Annotated in this window: 13 protein-coding genes; 9 read left to right on the top strand and 4 right to left on the bottom strand. The window is 45.3% G+C overall.

What is annotated here, in order from left to right; all coding sequences use genetic code 11:
- Positions 1–28 precede the first annotated feature (28 nt).
- The 3 genes from DS891_RS15820 to DS891_RS15810 all read right to left on the bottom strand — a co-directional run bounded on the left by DS891_RS15820 (position 29) and on the right by DS891_RS15810 (position 1,874).
- Positions 29–466, bottom strand: coding sequence for a MarR family winged helix-turn-helix transcriptional regulator (locus tag DS891_RS15820; RefSeq protein ID WP_102056188.1), 438 nt, complete (start codon positions 464–466; stop codon positions 29–31).
- Complete coding sequence (locus DS891_RS15815) at positions 453–941, bottom strand: glutathione peroxidase (protein ID WP_010379179.1); 489 nt, start codon at positions 939–941, stop codon at positions 453–455. The genes DS891_RS15820 and DS891_RS15815 overlap by 14 nt, the downstream gene beginning before the upstream one ends.
- Positions 942–1,016: 75 nt before the next feature.
- Complete coding sequence (locus DS891_RS15810; RefSeq protein WP_174170312.1) at positions 1,017–1,874, bottom strand: transporter substrate-binding domain-containing protein; 858 nt, start codon at positions 1,872–1,874, stop codon at positions 1,017–1,019.
- A 238-nt stretch (positions 1,875–2,112) separates the two neighbouring features.
- On the opposite strand from DS891_RS15810, the gene DS891_RS15805 reads away from it, so the two are divergent.
- From DS891_RS15805 to DS891_RS15790, 4 genes are all read left to right on the top strand, one after another.
- Positions 2,113–2,751, top strand: a complete 639-nt coding sequence (locus tag DS891_RS15805; protein WP_102056190.1) for a cytochrome b/b6 domain-containing protein — start codon at positions 2,113–2,115, stop codon at positions 2,749–2,751.
- Between the two features lie 177 nt (positions 2,752–2,928).
- A complete protein-coding gene (locus tag DS891_RS15800; RefSeq protein WP_010607683.1) occupies positions 2,929–3,627 on the top strand; it encodes a DUF3581 family protein in 699 nt (232 codons plus the stop codon).
- 185 nt (positions 3,628–3,812) lie between these two features.
- Complete coding sequence (locus tag DS891_RS15795; protein ID WP_254605904.1) at positions 3,813–4,709, top strand: sensor domain-containing diguanylate cyclase; 897 nt, start codon at positions 3,813–3,815, stop codon at positions 4,707–4,709.
- A 151-nt stretch (positions 4,710–4,860) separates the two neighbouring features.
- Positions 4,861–5,493 (top strand): GNAT family N-acetyltransferase, encoded by a 633-nt coding sequence (locus DS891_RS15790; RefSeq protein WP_174170311.1) that lies wholly within the window; start codon positions 4,861–4,863, stop codon positions 5,491–5,493.
- Here the strand turns inward: DS891_RS15790 and DS891_RS15785 are convergent.
- Positions 5,458–6,219, bottom strand: coding sequence for an IucA/IucC family C-terminal-domain containing protein (locus tag DS891_RS15785; protein ID WP_174170310.1), 762 nt, complete (start codon positions 6,217–6,219; stop codon positions 5,458–5,460). The two genes, DS891_RS15790 and DS891_RS15785, sit on opposite strands and share 36 nt — an antisense overlap.
- Positions 6,220–6,540: 321 nt before the next feature.
- Between DS891_RS15785 and dapE the strand changes: the two genes are divergently transcribed.
- The 5 genes from dapE to DS891_RS15760 all read left to right on the top strand — a co-directional run bounded on the left by dapE (position 6,541) and on the right by DS891_RS15760 (position 16,501).
- The gene (gene dapE / locus DS891_RS15780) at positions 6,541–7,737 is read left to right on the top strand and encodes a succinyl-diaminopimelate desuccinylase (RefSeq protein ID WP_174170309.1); all 1,197 of its coding nucleotides are present in this window, start codon (positions 6,541–6,543) and stop codon (positions 7,735–7,737) included.
- Positions 7,738–8,004: 267 nt separating this feature from the next.
- Positions 8,005–9,621, top strand: a complete 1,617-nt coding sequence (locus tag DS891_RS15775) for a cyclic peptide export ABC transporter (RefSeq protein ID WP_174170308.1) — start codon at positions 8,005–8,007, stop codon at positions 9,619–9,621.
- A gap of 323 nt (positions 9,622–9,944) precedes the next feature.
- Positions 9,945–10,181, top strand: coding sequence for an MbtH family NRPS accessory protein (locus DS891_RS15770; RefSeq protein WP_010607677.1), 237 nt, complete (start codon positions 9,945–9,947; stop codon positions 10,179–10,181).
- On the top strand, positions 10,178–10,918 hold the full coding sequence (locus DS891_RS15765; protein ID WP_174170307.1) for an alpha/beta fold hydrolase: 741 nt from the start codon (positions 10,178–10,180) through the stop codon (positions 10,916–10,918). Before DS891_RS15770 ends, DS891_RS15765 begins: the two co-directional genes overlap by 4 nt.
- A 126-nt stretch (positions 10,919–11,044) precedes the next feature.
- Positions 11,045–16,501 (top strand): non-ribosomal peptide synthetase, encoded by a 5,457-nt coding sequence (locus tag DS891_RS15760; protein WP_174170306.1) that lies wholly within the window; start codon positions 11,045–11,047, stop codon positions 16,499–16,501.
- The last annotated feature ends 1 nt before the right edge of the window (position 16,502 follow it).

The raw sequence follows: 16,502 nt of genomic DNA, 5'->3' as shown, positions 1-16,502 counted from the left end.
CTTTTTTATTGTCCGAAATGTATCGTGTTTACCGCTTTCCTTGTGCCATCAACACATCAAGAGACTGCCTTAACAGTTGAATTTGCTCCATACTTAAGCCCGCTTTTGCCATCATTTGTGCTGGGATACAAGCGCATGATTGCTCGAGGATTTTACCTGCTTGAGTTAAGTGAATGAAGGTTTGTCGTTCATCATCAGGATTTTTGCTACGGGTAACGAGACCACGCTCTGCTAAGCGCTTAAGGAGCGGTGTTAGGGTGTTGCTATTGAGTTCAGCTCGTTCTCCTATTTCTTTCACGAGCTGTCCGTCCTGCTCCCATAAAATCAATAACACTATGTATTGCGGATACGTGAGCCCAACCTCTTTGAGTAACGGCTGATAGAGTCGTGTAACCTGTCTTGATGCACTATATAGCCGAAAACAGATCTGGTTATCGAGATTGAGCTGCGGGTTAGATTGACTCATTTAGTAACTTTTCAATATCTTTGGCTATTTGTTCAGGCTTGGTGATTGGGGCATAGCGCTTAACGGGTTCACCCTGCTGGTTAAATAAAAACTTAGTGAAGTTCCATTTGATTTTATTACCAAATAGCCCTGGAAGCGCGGACTTTAGGTATTGATACAGTGGGTGTGCTTTATCGCCATTAACCTCAATCTTTTCCATCATCTGAAAATCAACACCATAGTTGATTAAGCAGCCTTCTTGAATTTGTTTTGCATCGCCGGGTTCTTGTTTACCAAACTGATTGCAGGGAAAGCCGATGATCACAAGTCCCTGATCCGCGTATTTTTGGTGTAGCTCTTGGAGTCCTTCATATTGTGGTGTTAATCCACACTCACTGGCCGTGTTAACAATAAGGACAGCTTTGCCTTGTAAGTCGGTAAAGTGATATGCCTGACCTTGTAACGTGTTTGCTTCAAACTGATAGAGTGTCGTCATTTTTAGTCTCTTGTGATTTAATCGTGTGCGATTTAATTTAGACTAAGTATGACCCTTGTGCAACCGCAGTTGAAATTATTTTGCAGGAGTATGTTGATATTTGGCGCTTAGCATCGCAAGCCGCCTGGTGATCAATGCGTGATCTTGCTTGGGGAGATATTTTAAGTGTGTGGTTAAGTAGGTACTGGTGGAATATAGTGCACGGATCATCTGGTTGGCCTTGTCGATAAATGCTCGTGTTTTTTGGGTGTGGCTACAAGCAATATGGCCTTCAAGATGAGGGAGGTTATTTGCAATCGGTAATGAGCCCACTAGATGGGCTTTGTCCTTTGGAAAGCTTTGCTGAAAAATAGCGGGGTAGGCTAATATAAAGTCGACTTTACCTGCACTAAACTGCTCCATAATGGTTTGTGCTGAGGTTTTATACGGTCTAATGGCAACATTTTTGGGTTCAAGTAGCGCTAATGCAGAGTCAATGGTATTGCCATAAGATTTGCCGACCTCTTTGATGATAGTGGTCTGTGGATAGTAAGCCATTAAACTTGCAAGCGACTTTAGCTTACCCGTGGCGTTCACAAGGCTGGCATCCATTGGGGTGTGCTGTTTGAAGTAATATAATCTATGGCTCGGATATAGGTGGATGGGGATGGTAAACAAGAAGGCTTGCTGGCGACTTGGGGTTTTTAGGCGAGACACCGCGCACACAGGCTCTTCGCTTGCTAGTAATTGGTTAAGCTTGGTTGGGGTGACAATGTTAAAGTCAAAGTAATCTCGGCCAAACTGGTTTAAAAGCAAGTTGTTGGTATCTGACTCTAAACTATGGGCTTGTTTGCTAAAAAGTCTTTGCTCATCGGCAGGTTCATTCGAGATCAGCAATATTTTTGCGTTGCAGCACGCACCAAATAACAGCAGCATTAGCAGTAAATATTTCATTATCGCTCCAACCCCGCAAAGCAAATACCAGTTTACTATAGAACATTATTACTCGGAGCTGAGAAGTTTGCGGCAAAAACATGTCTAAAAGCCTAACAAACATCGGACAGATGTATATAAATTGGACGCGAAATACGGTGCCAAATCAAGATAAGCGGTTATTTAACCTTAACTCTTTGTGCTGAGTTTTATAACCTGTCATCATTGCAATGATTTTTACCTATGGGGCAAATAAACGATGACCAAAGTGTGGGATGGATTTATCCGCGGGTTTCACTGGCTGCTCGTAGCAGGACTAGTAACCTTATATATTACCGGTGAAGAAGGCATGATGGATCTTCACTTTGTTACTGGCTATTTATTGTTAGCACTGATGGCAGCGCGATTAATTTGGGGTGTCATTGGTAGCCAAACCGCTAAATTAAGCGCGTTATTTCATTCACCTAAAGCAATTTTATCGGCCATTAAATCAAAACAAAGCCATGTCGGACATAATCCTGCGGGAAGTTTGATGGTGCTGCTATTTTTTGTGCTGATCATTGTCCAGCTTGTTTCTGGCTTGATGACAACAGATGATATTTTGGTGGAAGGCCCACTTGCACAATATGTATCTTACGACTTAGTTGAATTAGCAGGCGATATACATCACACCAATATTGAGCTGTTAATTGCCGCCATTGCACTGCATATATTTGCTATTGTGGTGTATCGCCTAAAAGGTCAAAACCTAGTAAAGACATTAGTTACTGGTAAGCAAGAACATGCAGTCAGCACGCCTGTCATGAAATCGGGTGTTGTTGCATACCTTATCTTTATTGCACTTTCAGCTTTGTTACTCTTTACGTGGGGCGCTGAGCCATTACAAGGGTTAATGTAACTTAACTCTAAACAGAGGTTAGCGAGGTCATTGTTTTCAATAACTTCGCTAACTTTTAGTGCCAAGTCCGGTCAATGTAATATTTGTTAACAGATTATCGTAACAGATATGACCTCTATTTCAGAAAATTCTGGTAACATGGCGCAGTTTTATCATAGAGGTTAGAGAAAAGTAGCGATGTTAGAGCCGTATTATCAACAACAAGCAAATGAGATCACCATTACCAGAGAGCAGGGGAGTTTATTTGCAAAAGGAGTCGCGGACGACTACAACCCACTGCACGACATCGATGCAAAGAAGTTTTGTGTACCGGGTGATCTACTTTTCTCCTTAGTGTTAAAGCACTACGGCTTAAGCGAGAATATGGAGTTTAGCTTCGTGGGCATGGTTGATGAAACAACAACCCTTACATTGCCAGAAGGTGCTGCACAATTTGATATTACCGCAAATGATAAAGTGATGCTGTCCGTGTCGCGCGCTGGCGAAACCAGCACGTGCCCAACGCTCATCAATAGTTTGACGAGAAATTACGTAGAATTTTCAGGCACTACCTTTCCTCATGTGATCATCCCATTGATGGGTGAGCAAGAGGTAATGATAAACCCAGCAAGGCCAATGGTGATATACGAATCTATGTCTATTCATATGGATGATATATCGGTAACGGAAGTAACATTGGAAGCGGCTAAACCTGAGTTTAGCTATGAAGGCAAACGTGGCAAAATCAACCTGCGTTTTAACTTGCTGTCGAACGGCACTAAAGTCGGTTATGGTGAAAAGCACATGTTAGTTTCTGGGATCCGTGAGTATTGTCAGCAAACCGTTGATGATTTGATTGCCTATTACAACGATAGAAAAGTAGCATTAAAGCCGTAACCTCCCAATACACGCTGACGCACCTGTCAGCGTGTTGCCCACACCGTTTTCCTTTGAAACAATAATTCATCCACTCTTCAGCTGTCCGCTATACTGTTTAGATAAAATGTAATTGAATTAAATGGTATTACTGTGCCGTATGCTGACTTGCTCAAACCAGAAGCCTCACAACAAACATTATTAAAATGGCAAAAACAGTCGATTTGATGGCGAAGATTTTTTCGGCGCCTGCTGCGTTTGTGGTACAAAAAAAAGAAGACGGTTTTGCAGTGATGATTGCAAGTGACCAAGAAGAAAACCCGTATCCTGCAGGTGGTTTTATACCGCAAGAAACCAATATCTTTTGTAAGCATGTTGTCGCTAATAATCGCAATCTATATGAGCAGCACGCCAGCGTAAACTATCAATGGGACGATAACCCTGAGGTTGCCAATGATGGCTTTGAGTCTTATTTGGGTGTACCAATCCACTGGCCCAATGGAAAATCGTTTGGCACATTGTGTGTGATGGATTTTAAGCCTACAAATTACAACGCTTCGTTGGTTGAGTTTATTGAACACTTACGCGATATGCTAGAAGACGATTTGGTGATGATTGAGCGCTATAGCAAAATCAAAGCGATAGCGATGCAAGATCCGTTGACTGAAGTACTAAATCGCCGTGCGACTGAAATACTCGGTGAACATAAGCGTGATATTGCCTTAAAACTGGGTGGTGCGCTTTACTGTGTCTTTCTTGATTTAGATGGTTTTAAACCGATAAATGACAGCTATGGTCATGAAGTTGGAGATCAGGTGTTACAAAGTTTGGCTGAAGCCTTGAAAGCCGCAAGTAGCGAAGATGATATTATTGGGCGCTATGGCGGCGATGAGTTTCTGGCTATTGTACAACGAGATAATGAAGAAGCAGTAAACGACTTTATTTTTCAAAGTGAGGCTAATTTCTATCAGGCGTTAAAAAAGAAAAAGCTCCCCAAGTGTGGTTTTTCTGCGGGATTTGCCAAGAGCGACAGTAAGTTTGAAAGCATGACCAGTTTATTCTCTCGAGCAGACAAATACATGTATCAGAAAAAAATGAACTAGCGTGCCTACAAATCGCGCTTTCCTTAAATTAATTCCCTTAGTCACCGTCTACTAAACAGAGTGCATGTAACCTCATGACTCGGTTACTAAATCTTTCAAACGGGCTTTGTCGCTTCAATGACAGTCGTTTGTGTAATTTAAGTGGAAAAGTATGTATTCAATTCACCCTTTGTGGCAGCAATTCCCTTGTGCCGACAAAACCGCGCTGCAAGGTACAGAGCTTGCCTCGTATCACAACCCGCAGATCAATAAGACAGTGCGCTTTAAGCTGATCTCAAAAGCGGATTTACCACTATTTTGTCAGTGGATGAACGATCCTCGAGTTGCACATTTTTGGCAGCAGGCGTGGTCAGAAGAAAAGCAATGGCAGTATCTCAGCGAACGCTTAGCAGACAACTATAGTTTGCCACTTATCGTGTATTTTGATGAACAGCCATTTGGCTATGTTGAAGTCTATTGGGCTGAGTTAGATAAGTTAGCGGGATATTATGAGTGGCAGCCTAAAGATAGAGGCATCCATTTATTAGTTGGCGAGCAATCATGCAGAGGTCCCGAAAATTTTCGTGCTTGGATGACCAGTTTAAGTCACCTTATTTATTTAGGGCATGAAGATACTCAGCGCATTGTACTAGAGCCTCGCCATGATAATGCAAGGTTACTCACTCGCATTGCAGAACTTGGCTATCATAGCCAGTTTGAGTTTGATTTTCCTCATAAGCGGGCTGCGTTAGTGATGGCTGAGAAAGCTTCATTCTATCGAGACGTTTTTCCTCAGTTTGCTTAGGTTACTTAACGCGGCTTTTCTTTGCACCATATTGTGCTTGTGTTTGGGACAGTCGCGGCAGTAATTGCCATTTTCTCGGTCGTGGAGAAGGCAGCATTCAGGGCGGATTTGATATTTGCCACTCGGATCATGTGCGGTTATTTCGGCAAACTTAAGCGGATTCTTTAGCGCCCCTAAGTGGGCGGATGTAGTCAGTATTTGTTTATCTTGAAGCAATGTTGGATGCGTACCCACAAGCCCCATAATAATGTCGAAAAAGTCATTCAAGCGATAAAAGCAATTACTCCATAACGTCCGCTCTTTTACGCCAAAAGCTTGGTGTAGCAGGTCGTGAAGCGGTGATAAGTGATTGAACAACAAGTCGTGATAGCGTGTTTCTGTGTCACTGTTTTTAAGTGCTTTACCTTGATGCGGCAGCAAAATGCTGAGCTGCTCAGGGTTGTAGCTCAATTCGCAAAGCTTTAGTGGCAAGGGTGTTAGCAATAATGAATGGCTCACGATGATGCTTGGAAAAATATTGAAGGTGTAATACATATGCCACACGGAGGCTTGAGCCCTTGATTTCGTTACGCCTCTCTCTAAGCTAAAGCGAGTTATGTGGTCGATAAAATGTGGTGACTCTAATAACTCAGAAAAAGTCGCTGTAGATCGTAAAGGGGTGAGGTCAACACCTTGCGCATACGTATCATAAGGAGGTTTAAAAAAAGGCACTAAATTCGGCAGCATTGAAACGAACAGCTATAGAGGTTTATGGTTAATGACGAAGCGCAACTTCATTAATTTAATACCGCCTTTTAGTCTCAAACTCCCACATTACTGTAGTGCTTATGTTTGTTTGGCTGTTATCTGCCAAAAACGGCACTAGAAAAATTCAGTTAATGGTCAAATTACATGTTTTGGCGGGGTAAAAAATACCGAACGCCGACAAATCAATAATCTTATGTAAAAAAATTTAGTTTAGTTTCGTCACTAGTCTGAGTGTCGTGGTTGCTGCCTAAAAGTGGTGTGCAACAAAAACAAATATTCGGCTTGGGAACTAGGCTCTACATGCAAGAACTAACTAAAAAAATAACCCAAATAAGTACCTCTATAAGTCTTCTACAGGAGTTCATTGCAGCGCCGTCTGTGACGCCTTGTGATGCCGGGTTGATCTTAACAATCGCCCAATATCTTGAGGAACTCGGGTTTGAAACCTCATGGTTTGAAGAAAATGGAGTGCGTAACCTTATAGCCAAGCAGGTTTTTTCTGAAGGTCCAAGTTTTGCATTTTCTGGTCATGTTGATGTTGTCCCCGCTGAGCAGGAGCATTGGCATTCCGATCCATTTAAAGCGACTGTCGTAAACGATGTTATTTATGGCAGGGGCGTGTCCGATATGAAAGGGGGCATTGCTGCCATGCTGAGTGCCACACGCGTCTTACTGGCTTCGAAGCAAAAGCTTAAAGGCACTTTCTATTGGTTGCTGACATCCGATGAAGAGGGGGAAGCTGAATTTGGTACCAAGCGAATCGTCGAGCGACTCAGTCAAGATGGTGTAACGATTGACGCTTGCCTTGTTGGAGAGCCTACCTCGCACAATCGAGTGGGTGATGTGATCCGAAATGGTCGCCGCGGCTCAATCTCAGGTGCCATAAAAATTGAAGGGAAAGCAGGCCATGTCGCTTATCCCGAACAAACGATCAATGCAGCGCATATCGCGGGTAAAATAGTGGCGACACTGTGCGGTTTACAGTGGCAAAAAGACCAGCCAGATGTCAAAACAACCCTTCAAGTCACGGGCGTCAATACGACGACTGATGTGGATAATATCGTACCTGAAGCGTGCCAGGTTAATTTCAATATTAGATACAGCCATGGGTATAGTAATCAAGAGATCATCGGCATTATCGAAAATCACTTAGCAAGATTTAAAGACAACCTGAGTCTAGATTGGTCAAGGGCATGTAACCCCTACTATACCAGTGCAGATATCGAAGATTCGTTCTTAAACTTAGTGGAAAACGCCATCGTGCGGTGTACTGCGAGATACCCCATAGTGAACACCGCTGGAGGCACGTCTGATGGGCGTTTTTTTGCCAATGGTCACACCCAAACGATTGAATGTGGTGTTAAAAACGACACGATACACCAAGCCAATGAGTGTTTACCCATAAGTGATTTACTGGAAATCGAGCAGATTTATTTAACGGTGCTCAGTGATTTTTTTGGCGCTAAGCAACACCTTAATTTGCCCGCTGGTGAGTAAGTTGCTCGCCTTTAGGCAGACAATACCAGTTTGACTTCATACTTGCTCGATTTGGAGGGATTAAATCTGACGCGAGCTGTGTTAAAAATTTATCAGTTAGAACAACTAAATAGCAAAATTTTTGCCTGACTAAAGACAAGATTTTCTGGCCTCAACATTTAGGTAAATTGGTATAAATCTAGTTTTTTTTAGACTTTCGTTAAACAACTTTAGAAGTGCTTCGTCTTGTTGCTATCAGACTCAGTAATTGAATTATGAGGAAATCGTGTGCTTGGGTATTTAATTCGTCAATCAAAATGGTTGTTAGGTGCGGCTGTGTTCACGAGTGCAATCTGCGGTGTGTGTGCCGTATTGTTACTCACGCAAATTAATAAGGTATTGAATTCATCACAACAAGAAGCCAATCAATTTTTTGGTATTTTTGTGGCCTTGGTGGTGGCTGTGCTGGTTTTTCAGGTGGTGGCTTCAACATTGTTTGAGCGATTGAGTCAACAGGCACACGCTGTGCTGAGAAGGCATATTTCAGATAAGGTGCTGCAAGCAGATTATCGTCAACTTGAAGAAGTGGGCGGAGCCAAGGTGCAATCAGCGCTGTCTGAACACTGCTTAAAGGTCGCTGAGTTTTTCGTCCGTTTACCGGTGATCGTTGTCAACGGTATAATTGTTATTGGTTGTATGGCTTTCATTGCTTGGTTATCGCTGGATGTATTTGTGATGGCGCTGGTGGTCTTGGGTTTAGGCTCTATTGGCTATCATTTGGTTCATCTCAAAGCCATCGGCTATTTAAATAGTGCAGCAAAAGAGCAAGATCGCTTGTTTGGACACTTTAGTGCTTTGGTTGATGGTGCCAAAGAGCTACGCTTACATGCTGGTAAAAGACAGCGATTTGCAGATAACGTGCTTGGAGATTCCATTGAATCGGTTCGTAAGCAACGGACGGTGGGCATGTCTGTCTTTGTTATTTCTACCGCTTGGGGAAATTTCTTAATCTACGCATTTATTGGCGCGGTTTTGTTCGCGCTGGTAGCAGATTCAGCGCAGCGTACCCAAATACTAACGGGCTTTGCGTTGGTCTTTATATATATGATTGCGCCCTTAGAGAACTTACTAAAAGCTCTGCCCGCGGCCAATATAGCGAAAGCATCAGCTGCGCGCATTGAAGCTGTCACCGCGCATTTATCCGAAGGAGCGAAAGAAAAGCACTTACCGAATGCGCCATCTTCGTTTAAGCAGCTTGAATTAAGCGGATTAACACATCAGTTTTATCATGAACCTTCTGATGATTTATTCACACTTGGACCTATCGATTTATCATTTAAACCGGGGGAAATTGTCTTTTTGGTTGGCGGTAATGGCAGTGGCAAAACCACGCTGGCTAAGATGTTGGTCGGATTATACAAGAGTAATACTGGTCAACTTCGCTTAGATGGCAAAACCATTAACCCAGAAGATCTAGATGAGTATAGGCAGCTTTTCACCGCAATTTTCTCTGACTTTTATTTGTTTGAAGAATTGCTGGATATCCCTTCGGCTGAATTAGATGCGGCCGCAAACTCACTGTTAGAAAAGCTCCAACTTAATCGTAAAGTGCATGTTGCCAATGGTGCATTTTCAACGCGTGCGTTATCTCAAGGGCAAAGAAAGCGACTAGCCATGGTGGTAGCCCATTTAGAGCTGCGTCCGTTTTTAGTCTTTGATGAATGGGCGGCGGACCAAGATCCTATATTTAAAGAGGTGTTTTATCGCCAGTTATTACCAGAGCTTAAAGCGCAGGGTAAAACGCTGTTGGTTATCTCTCATGACGATAAGTATTTTGACTGCGCCGATCGACTGTTGCGAATGGAGCACGGCCAACTTTATCAGCGTGAAGAGGCAGCTGCATAAATAACCTGAGTGGTTAAAGTTGAGCGCAGTGCAAGCCAACACTATCACTGCGTTTAACTTGATAACCGCTTAGCGGCTAAGCATATTTAGGCCGCAATCCCCCTCCTATACGCGTTCAATTATCTGCACTGGTAAAAAATCAGAATATAGACGCCTTTTTCTTTAAACAATTCGCATTTCTATTCGTCTACAGAGGCAATATCGCCAAATTTATTGGCATGTTGAGAAGGTAGCACGGAGATACATACCTTATGGCTACCCAACCTCATCAGAATGTAAACCGACTGCCTATAGTAGCAGTGCAATATTTATCAGGAGATGTCATGTCAGTGAGCTGTTTTGACCGCGAAGATGAAACCTTCATCGTGCTTATTAATCAAGAAGAACAATATTCAATTTGGCCCGAGTGGAAAGCGGTACCTGCGGGTTGGCAAGCTGTAGCGGGTGTTCAGGGCGATAAGGCCCACGTGCAAAGTTACATTAACGAGCACTGGACAGATATGCGACCTGCCTCTTTGCGTCAGTGGATGGCTGAGCAAGCGCAACAAGGTGACGCGTGAGTACACCAAGCATTAAGTTGTTGTGCCTGCCTTGTGCTGGGGCGAGTGCCTCAATGTACTTACGTTGGAGTCGGCAATTACCTAGCTGGATAAAGCTAGTACCCGTTGAGCTTGCAGGGAGAGGCCCTAGGTTAGATGAAGCGAAAGTCGAAAACTACCACGAGCAAGTGAGTGCGATACTTCAGTGTTATCAGCATGAGATGGTCGGTGATTATGCTTTTTTTGGCCACAGCATGGGAGCTTTGCTTGCCTATGGCGTCACACTGCAGTTGCAACAGCGCAATTTACCTTTGCCTAACGCCTTGATGCTATCGGCGTGTCCTGCGCCACAGTTTATTCATCCTGAGCGCTATCCAGAACCTAATGATCGGCAAGCGCTCATTGCTGAATTGCGAGCGCAGGGAGGAACGCCAGACATGCTATTTGACAATGCTGATTTATTGGAGATGACGCTTGAGGTGCTGGCCGCTGACTATCGCGCATTGCGCTCGTTTACGCCACCGAGCTCTTCGCAAATAACCGTGCCGGTAACCACTTTTTATGGTCACGATGACTTAATCAGTGTTAGCGAAGTACTGGCCTGGCAGCAACACGCCCGTCATCCATTATCGCAACAAGGGTTCGCTGGTGGGCATTTTTATATTCACAGTGCCCAAGCTTCAGTGTTGTCTGCACTTGAGCAAACACTGAGTCGCCATAATACATCAGCGGCTGCTTTGGTCAGTAGTTGTGAGTAAAACCAAGCGCTGCACTTGAGGACTTGGGTTATCACACAGCATTAAACACTTGGTATTAGTCGGTTCGCTTTTTAATCTTGTCTCTAGTCGCGAGCCCATATAGAAAAATTGAGGTAGAGCTGCAATATGCAACACAAGCCATTACAACTAAACCCGTATCTCACGGGCGAGACGCCCCACAGTATGGTTGAGCGTTTACAACACCTTGCGCAGATCCAAGCGGATAAAACCGCGCTGGTGGTCGTTAGTGACAAAGAAGGTGTGCTGGATGAGCGCTCATTTACCTATGGTGAATTAGATATACAGATTAAAAGACTAGCGGCCGAGCTGCAGCTACAGTGTCGTCAAGGTGATCGCGTGCTGTTGATGCTAGATAACAATGAACACTACGTTATCAGCTTCTTCGCGTGCCTTTATGCCGGTCTCATCGCGGTTCCTTTATTTGTTCCCGAATCTTCACGCTCTCAGCATATTCAGCGCGTTGTTGGGATTGCGCTAAATTGTCAAGCAACCGCTATTTTAGCGCATTCTGTAGATCATCAGTTAGTTGAACTAGCCAAACAAGAAATGCACAACAGCGGCCTAAGTGCTGCAAGTTTAATGTTTGTTGACCAGTTAACTCATCAAGAGCATGGCTGTTGGCAAGCGCATACACCACAACCACAAGAGTTGGCATTTTTACAATATACCTCAGGCTCAACGGCAGCACCGAAAGGGGTTATGGTGAGTCACGGTAATTTAATTGCAAATGAAATAGCCATCAGCGAAGGGTGTGGGGTGATAGCAGACGAGGTTGTGGTGTCTTGGTTACCTCTGTACCACGATATGGGATTAATGGCTGGCTTGATTTTGCCTTTATTCAATGGCTCAAAATGTGTCTTGATGTCGCCTCGCTACTTCCTTGAAAAACCGATCCGCTGGCTTGAAGCAATTGCTAGACATCGAGGTACGTCAAGCGGTGGCCCAGATTTTGGTTATCGCTTGTGTGTTGAAAGGATAAGACCAAGCGCAATGGCGAATTTGGATCTGTCTTCTTGGCAAGTTGCCTTTAGCGGCGCAGAGCCTGTAAGGGTCGATACGCTTGATAGCTTTTTTGCACAAGCCACGCCTGCAGGTTTTAATCCTCAAGCCATATACCCTTGTTATGGATTGGCTGAAGCAACTTTATTTGTTACTGGGCCAAAAAGACAATCTGGCCTAGTGGTACAGTCACTTTCTGCCGCCTCGCTTGCACAAGGTATCGCACAACAAGCTGAGCACGGCGTAAAACAGGTAGCCTGTGGCGTACCAGCTTCACATCATAGTATACGGATCACAGACAGCACGACCAAGGCGGCATTGCCGGCAGGACATGTGGGTGAAATTTGGGTATCGGGGCCGAGTATTGCTCAGGGCTATTGGCAAAACCCAGCTGCAACGGCAGACACCTTTGTAGAACATGAGCAAGCGCGCTGGCTTCGCACCGGGGACTTAGGAGTGTGGCAAGATAATCAACTATACATTGTTGGCCGCATCAAGGATTTGATCATTTCTCATGGTCGCAATATCTACCCTCAGGATATTGAAAAAATTATCGAAGCAGAATTTGAGTTCGCCCGGAAAGGTCGGATCGCGGTATTTGCAGCCACGGATAACCATAGCGAAGGCGTTGGCGTGGCCCTAGAAATTGCGCGCAAGGTTCAGCGCCAAGTGAGTCCGCAGTTGTTGGTTAATCGCTTAAAGGAAATCGTTGCAGAATATTGTGATGAGTCCGTCACAGGCGTTTTGATGATGCAACCTGCAAGCTTGCCAAAAACATCCAGTGGCAAATTACAGCGCAGCGCCTGCAAGCAAATGTGGACGCAAGCCGCTGAATTGAGTGTCGCTGCGCCATTGTCAGAAGATAATGCTGATAAGGCTTATGCGATTTATGCACATCATCAGCTGGTGCGTGGTCAAACACTGGCAGATACTTTGGCCCCAGCACCTTTATCAGAACACGAGCAAGCACTGGCCAATATCTGGCAAGCCGTGCTCAATCGTAAGAGTGATTTTAGTCGCGATGCACACTTTCTAGCAGAAGGCGGTAACTCGCTAAAAGCGGTACAGTTAATTCACGCCATTGAGCAACACTGGCAAGTGAAATTTGATCCCACAGAAATATTTCATTGTTTGCGCTTAGGCGAGCAAGCCGATGCTATTTTGGCCGCGTCACAACGCCAACAGTTGGTGGCTAAAGAAGCTTCCAACGTGTCATCAATCAATTCCATTATTGCCAACGAGTATGGAATTGAGCGGGCCGTTCCAATGTCTCATGCGCAAGCGAGACTATGGTTTTTATGGCAACTAGAGCCCCATAGCAGTGCTTACAATATTGGTGCGCGCATCAACCTACACTCAGACATAGACGCTACGCGCTTGCAAAACGCATTAAATACTCTGGTGGCTGAACACCAAGCGCTGCGCACACGCTTTGATACCGATGAACTCGGTACGGCAATCCAAGTGGTTGCGCAAACGGGTCATTGGCCGCTGCAACAATTTGACTTAAGTAATGTTGCAGCGCCGCAGCAAACTTCGGCATTGGCTGAATTGGTTGCCACAGTGAGCCAATACGCATTTGATTTAACTAAAGGGGATGTCGTCAACGCGGCGCTAATTAATCTAGGTGAGCAAGGCTATCAGTTGATCCTAGTGATGCATCACATCGTTTCCGATGGCGTATCGATGCAAATATTACTTGACCAACTTGCACATATTTATTTGGGCACCTTGAGCGCGAGTAAAGTGCGAGAGGGTGCAATCACCTATCAAGATTTTTCTTTGTGGCAGCGCTCGTATCTCACCTCCGATGCAGCGCAAGCACAATTAACGTGGTGGCAAGCACAGCTTGCCTGCGATGAGCAACCTATTTTGCAGTTATGCACGGATTTTCCTCGAGTCAATAAATCGCACTCTCCTGAAAATAATAAGCAACTGTTAGGTGCAAATCACAGTGTCGTCTTACCGGCTCAACTGGTTAAGCAACTTCGTCGCCAAGCGGCCAAACAAAACGCCAGCTTATTTATGGTGATGTTAGCCAGTTTTCATGCATTGCTTTATCGTCATACTGGGCAACATGACATTCGAGTGGGGATACCAGTTGCGAACCGCCATTTGCCTCAACTCCAAGAGTTAGTAGGCTTTTTTGTAAATACCCAAGTGATCCCTGCGAAGTTTTCGGGTCAGGCTTGTTTGCAAGATATTGTGGCGCAAGTCAAAACTGCCGTCTTGGGCGCACAAGCAAATCAAGATGTTCCTTTTGAGTATCTAGTCGAAGCACTAGCGCCGGATCGGAGCGTCGATACACATCCGCTTTTCCAAGTAATGTTTAGCCATACGGAGCATGATACTCGTGCATGGCAGCCGTTGGTCGCAACGGATACTAACTTATCAGCCCGCGCTTGGCAGCCACTAGAAGTGGCGCCGCAATTTGACTTAACGCTTGAAACTTACGAGCTAGAAGAGGATCAAGTAGCGCTAGAGTTTGTTTATCCCAGAGCACTATTTTTGCCGCAAACGATAGCGCGTATGGCTGAGCAATATGTTGCTCTGCTACATGCCCAGCTTGAGTCTGGCGCAACGCCACTTGCGCAGCTATGTGTGCAAACCTCGGCAGAGCAAGCGTGGTTGACTCAGGTTGCCAAAGGGCCTGCGGTTGCAACGGATGACTCTACCATTTATCAATTGTTTGAGCAGCAAGTGAAGCGCACGCCAGATGCGCCCGCACTTATCTTCAACCAACAAACCGTAAGTTATAACGCATTAAATCAACGAGCCAACCAGCTCGCGCACTATTTAAAAAGTCGAGGTATTGGGCCTGAAGATTGTGTCGGTATGGCGCTTGAGCGCGGTATTGAGATGTATGTCACCCTATTTGCGATTTGGAAAGCGGGAGCCGCCTATGTGCCACTCGATCCGACGTACCCGGAGGACAGGCTTGTTCACATGGTGAAGGATAGCGGGGTTAAGTTGGTGCTGACGAATGCTGCGCTCGTGGCGCATATTCCAAACGCTGAAAACGCCATCCCAGTGCTTGCATACGAGCATATATCACTTGGCGACTTTGCGACGACTAACCCTGCGATTGCATCACATTCCCAGCACTTAGCGTATGTTATTTACACCTCAGGTTCGACGGGGTTGCCCAAAGGGGTTGCCGTTACGCATGGCCCATTGTCCATGCATATTCAAAATATGGTTGACGTATATGGAGTGGATAGCGATCACACGGAGCTGCAGTTCTTTTCGATTAACTTTGATGCCGCAGGTGAGCAGTGGATGACACCACTGATCAAAGGTGGTGCGTTAGTGCTGGCGACTAAGGCGCAGCTCAATGTGGAGGCCGTCAGTGAGTTAATAAACGTGCACAAGGTGACGGCACTGCATTTACCGCCCGCCTATTTACGCCTTTTGACGCCGCATTTGCACGACTGTAAGCAAATTCGCACCTGTATTGTCGGCGGTGAAGAATTTAGCCGCACAGATTATCAAGACGCTCATCGGGCGTTTTCTGCGCCTCGGATTGTCAACGCCTATGGGCCAACTGAAACCATTATTACACCAACGGCATGGATCAGTTTACCGGGTGAGCTACATGAGGTTAGCACTGTACCAATTGGCAAGCCGATAGGTGCGCGTGAGGCCTATATTTTAGACGCCGATCTGAATCCTGTACCACAAGGAGCAAGCGGTGAACTTTACGTGGGTGGTCGTGGTGTTGCTCGTGGTTATTTGGGGCGTCCAGCCCTGACCGCAGAGCGTTTTGTTGCCAACCCATTTAGTAGCGATGGCGAAGTCTTATATCGAACGGGAGACTTGGTTCGTTGGAATCAACGCGATGAACTGGAATATTTAGGGCGCATCGATCATCAAGTCAAAATTCGTGGTTTTCGGATAGAGCTCGGTGAAGTTGAAGCGCAATTAATGGCACTTCCACACATTAAAGAAGCGGTTGTATTGGCCAAAGACGGTGATGGCCAACATGGTCATTCTGGGACACATTTGGTGGCTTATGTTGGCGCTGAGGCGAATGGCCAAGGCGTATTACCTAGCGCGCAAACACTGAAGCAAAGTTTACTGCAAAAACTACCAGACTACATGGTCCCGAGTTGTATCACCGTATTGGCAAACTTGCCTGTGACGGCCAATGGCAAAATTGACCGTCATCACTTACCCGAACCTCAGTGGGGGAGTGGTGAAAGCCATCAAGTACCAACAGGCGGCTTAGCAAATAAAGTCGCTGCGATTTGGGCGGAAGTGCTAGGTCTAGATGCGAAACAAATTGGCCTGCATGACAACTTCTTTGACTTGGGCGGTCACTCCCTATTGTTTGGTCAGATTCAGCAACGTCTTGAAGCCGAATTTAGCTGTAAATTGACCATGTTAGAACTGTTTCATATGACAACCGTAAGTGCCATGGCCACTTACTTTGAACAACGTACACCTGAAGGCGCTGCGAATGCACAGCAAGCAGTTGCCAAAGAAATGAAAAAAGCATCGGCGCGTGGTCAACGCCAGCGCCAAGCCTTCTTGAAAAAAACACGCACAAAAGTGGAAAGCTAAG

The sequence above is a fragment of the Pseudoalteromonas sp. JC28 genome (genome assembly GCF_013319255.1).
GTDB lineage: Bacteria > Pseudomonadota > Gammaproteobacteria > Enterobacterales > Alteromonadaceae > Pseudoalteromonas.
The sequence above is the reverse complement of the archived record's forward strand: the minus strand, read 5'-3'. Positions and strand labels throughout refer to the sequence as shown.

Excerpts from the sequence above, each read along its gene's own strand:
- DS891_RS15770 (WP_010607677.1), top strand. The coding sequence starts at position 9,945 with ATGTCAGTGAGCTGTTTTGACCGCGAAGATGAAACCTTCATCGTGCTT.
- DS891_RS15800 (WP_010607683.1), top strand. The coding sequence starts at position 2,929 with ATGTTAGAGCCGTATTATCAACAACAAGCAAATGAGATCACCATTACC.
- DS891_RS15815 (WP_010379179.1), bottom strand. The coding sequence starts at position 941 with ATGACGACACTCTATCAGTTTGAAGCAAACACGTTACAAGGTCAGGCA.
- DS891_RS15810 (WP_174170312.1), bottom strand. The coding sequence starts at position 1,874 with ATGAAATATTTACTGCTAATGCTGCTGTTATTTGGTGCGTGCTGCAAC.
- DS891_RS15790 (WP_174170311.1), top strand. The coding sequence starts at position 4,861 with ATGTATTCAATTCACCCTTTGTGGCAGCAATTCCCTTGTGCCGACAAA.
- DS891_RS15795 (WP_254605904.1), top strand. The coding sequence starts at position 3,813 with ATGGCAAAAACAGTCGATTTGATGGCGAAGATTTTTTCGGCGCCTGCT.
- dapE (WP_174170309.1), top strand. The coding sequence starts at position 6,541 with ATGCAAGAACTAACTAAAAAAATAACCCAAATAAGTACCTCTATAAGT.
- DS891_RS15805 (WP_102056190.1), top strand. The coding sequence starts at position 2,113 with ATGACCAAAGTGTGGGATGGATTTATCCGCGGGTTTCACTGGCTGCTC.
- DS891_RS15785 (WP_174170310.1), bottom strand. The coding sequence starts at position 6,219 with ATGCTGCCGAATTTAGTGCCTTTTTTTAAACCTCCTTATGATACGTAT.
- DS891_RS15760 (WP_174170306.1), top strand. The coding sequence starts at position 11,045 with ATGCAACACAAGCCATTACAACTAAACCCGTATCTCACGGGCGAGACG.
- DS891_RS15820 (WP_102056188.1), bottom strand. The coding sequence starts at position 466 with ATGAGTCAATCTAACCCGCAGCTCAATCTCGATAACCAGATCTGTTTT.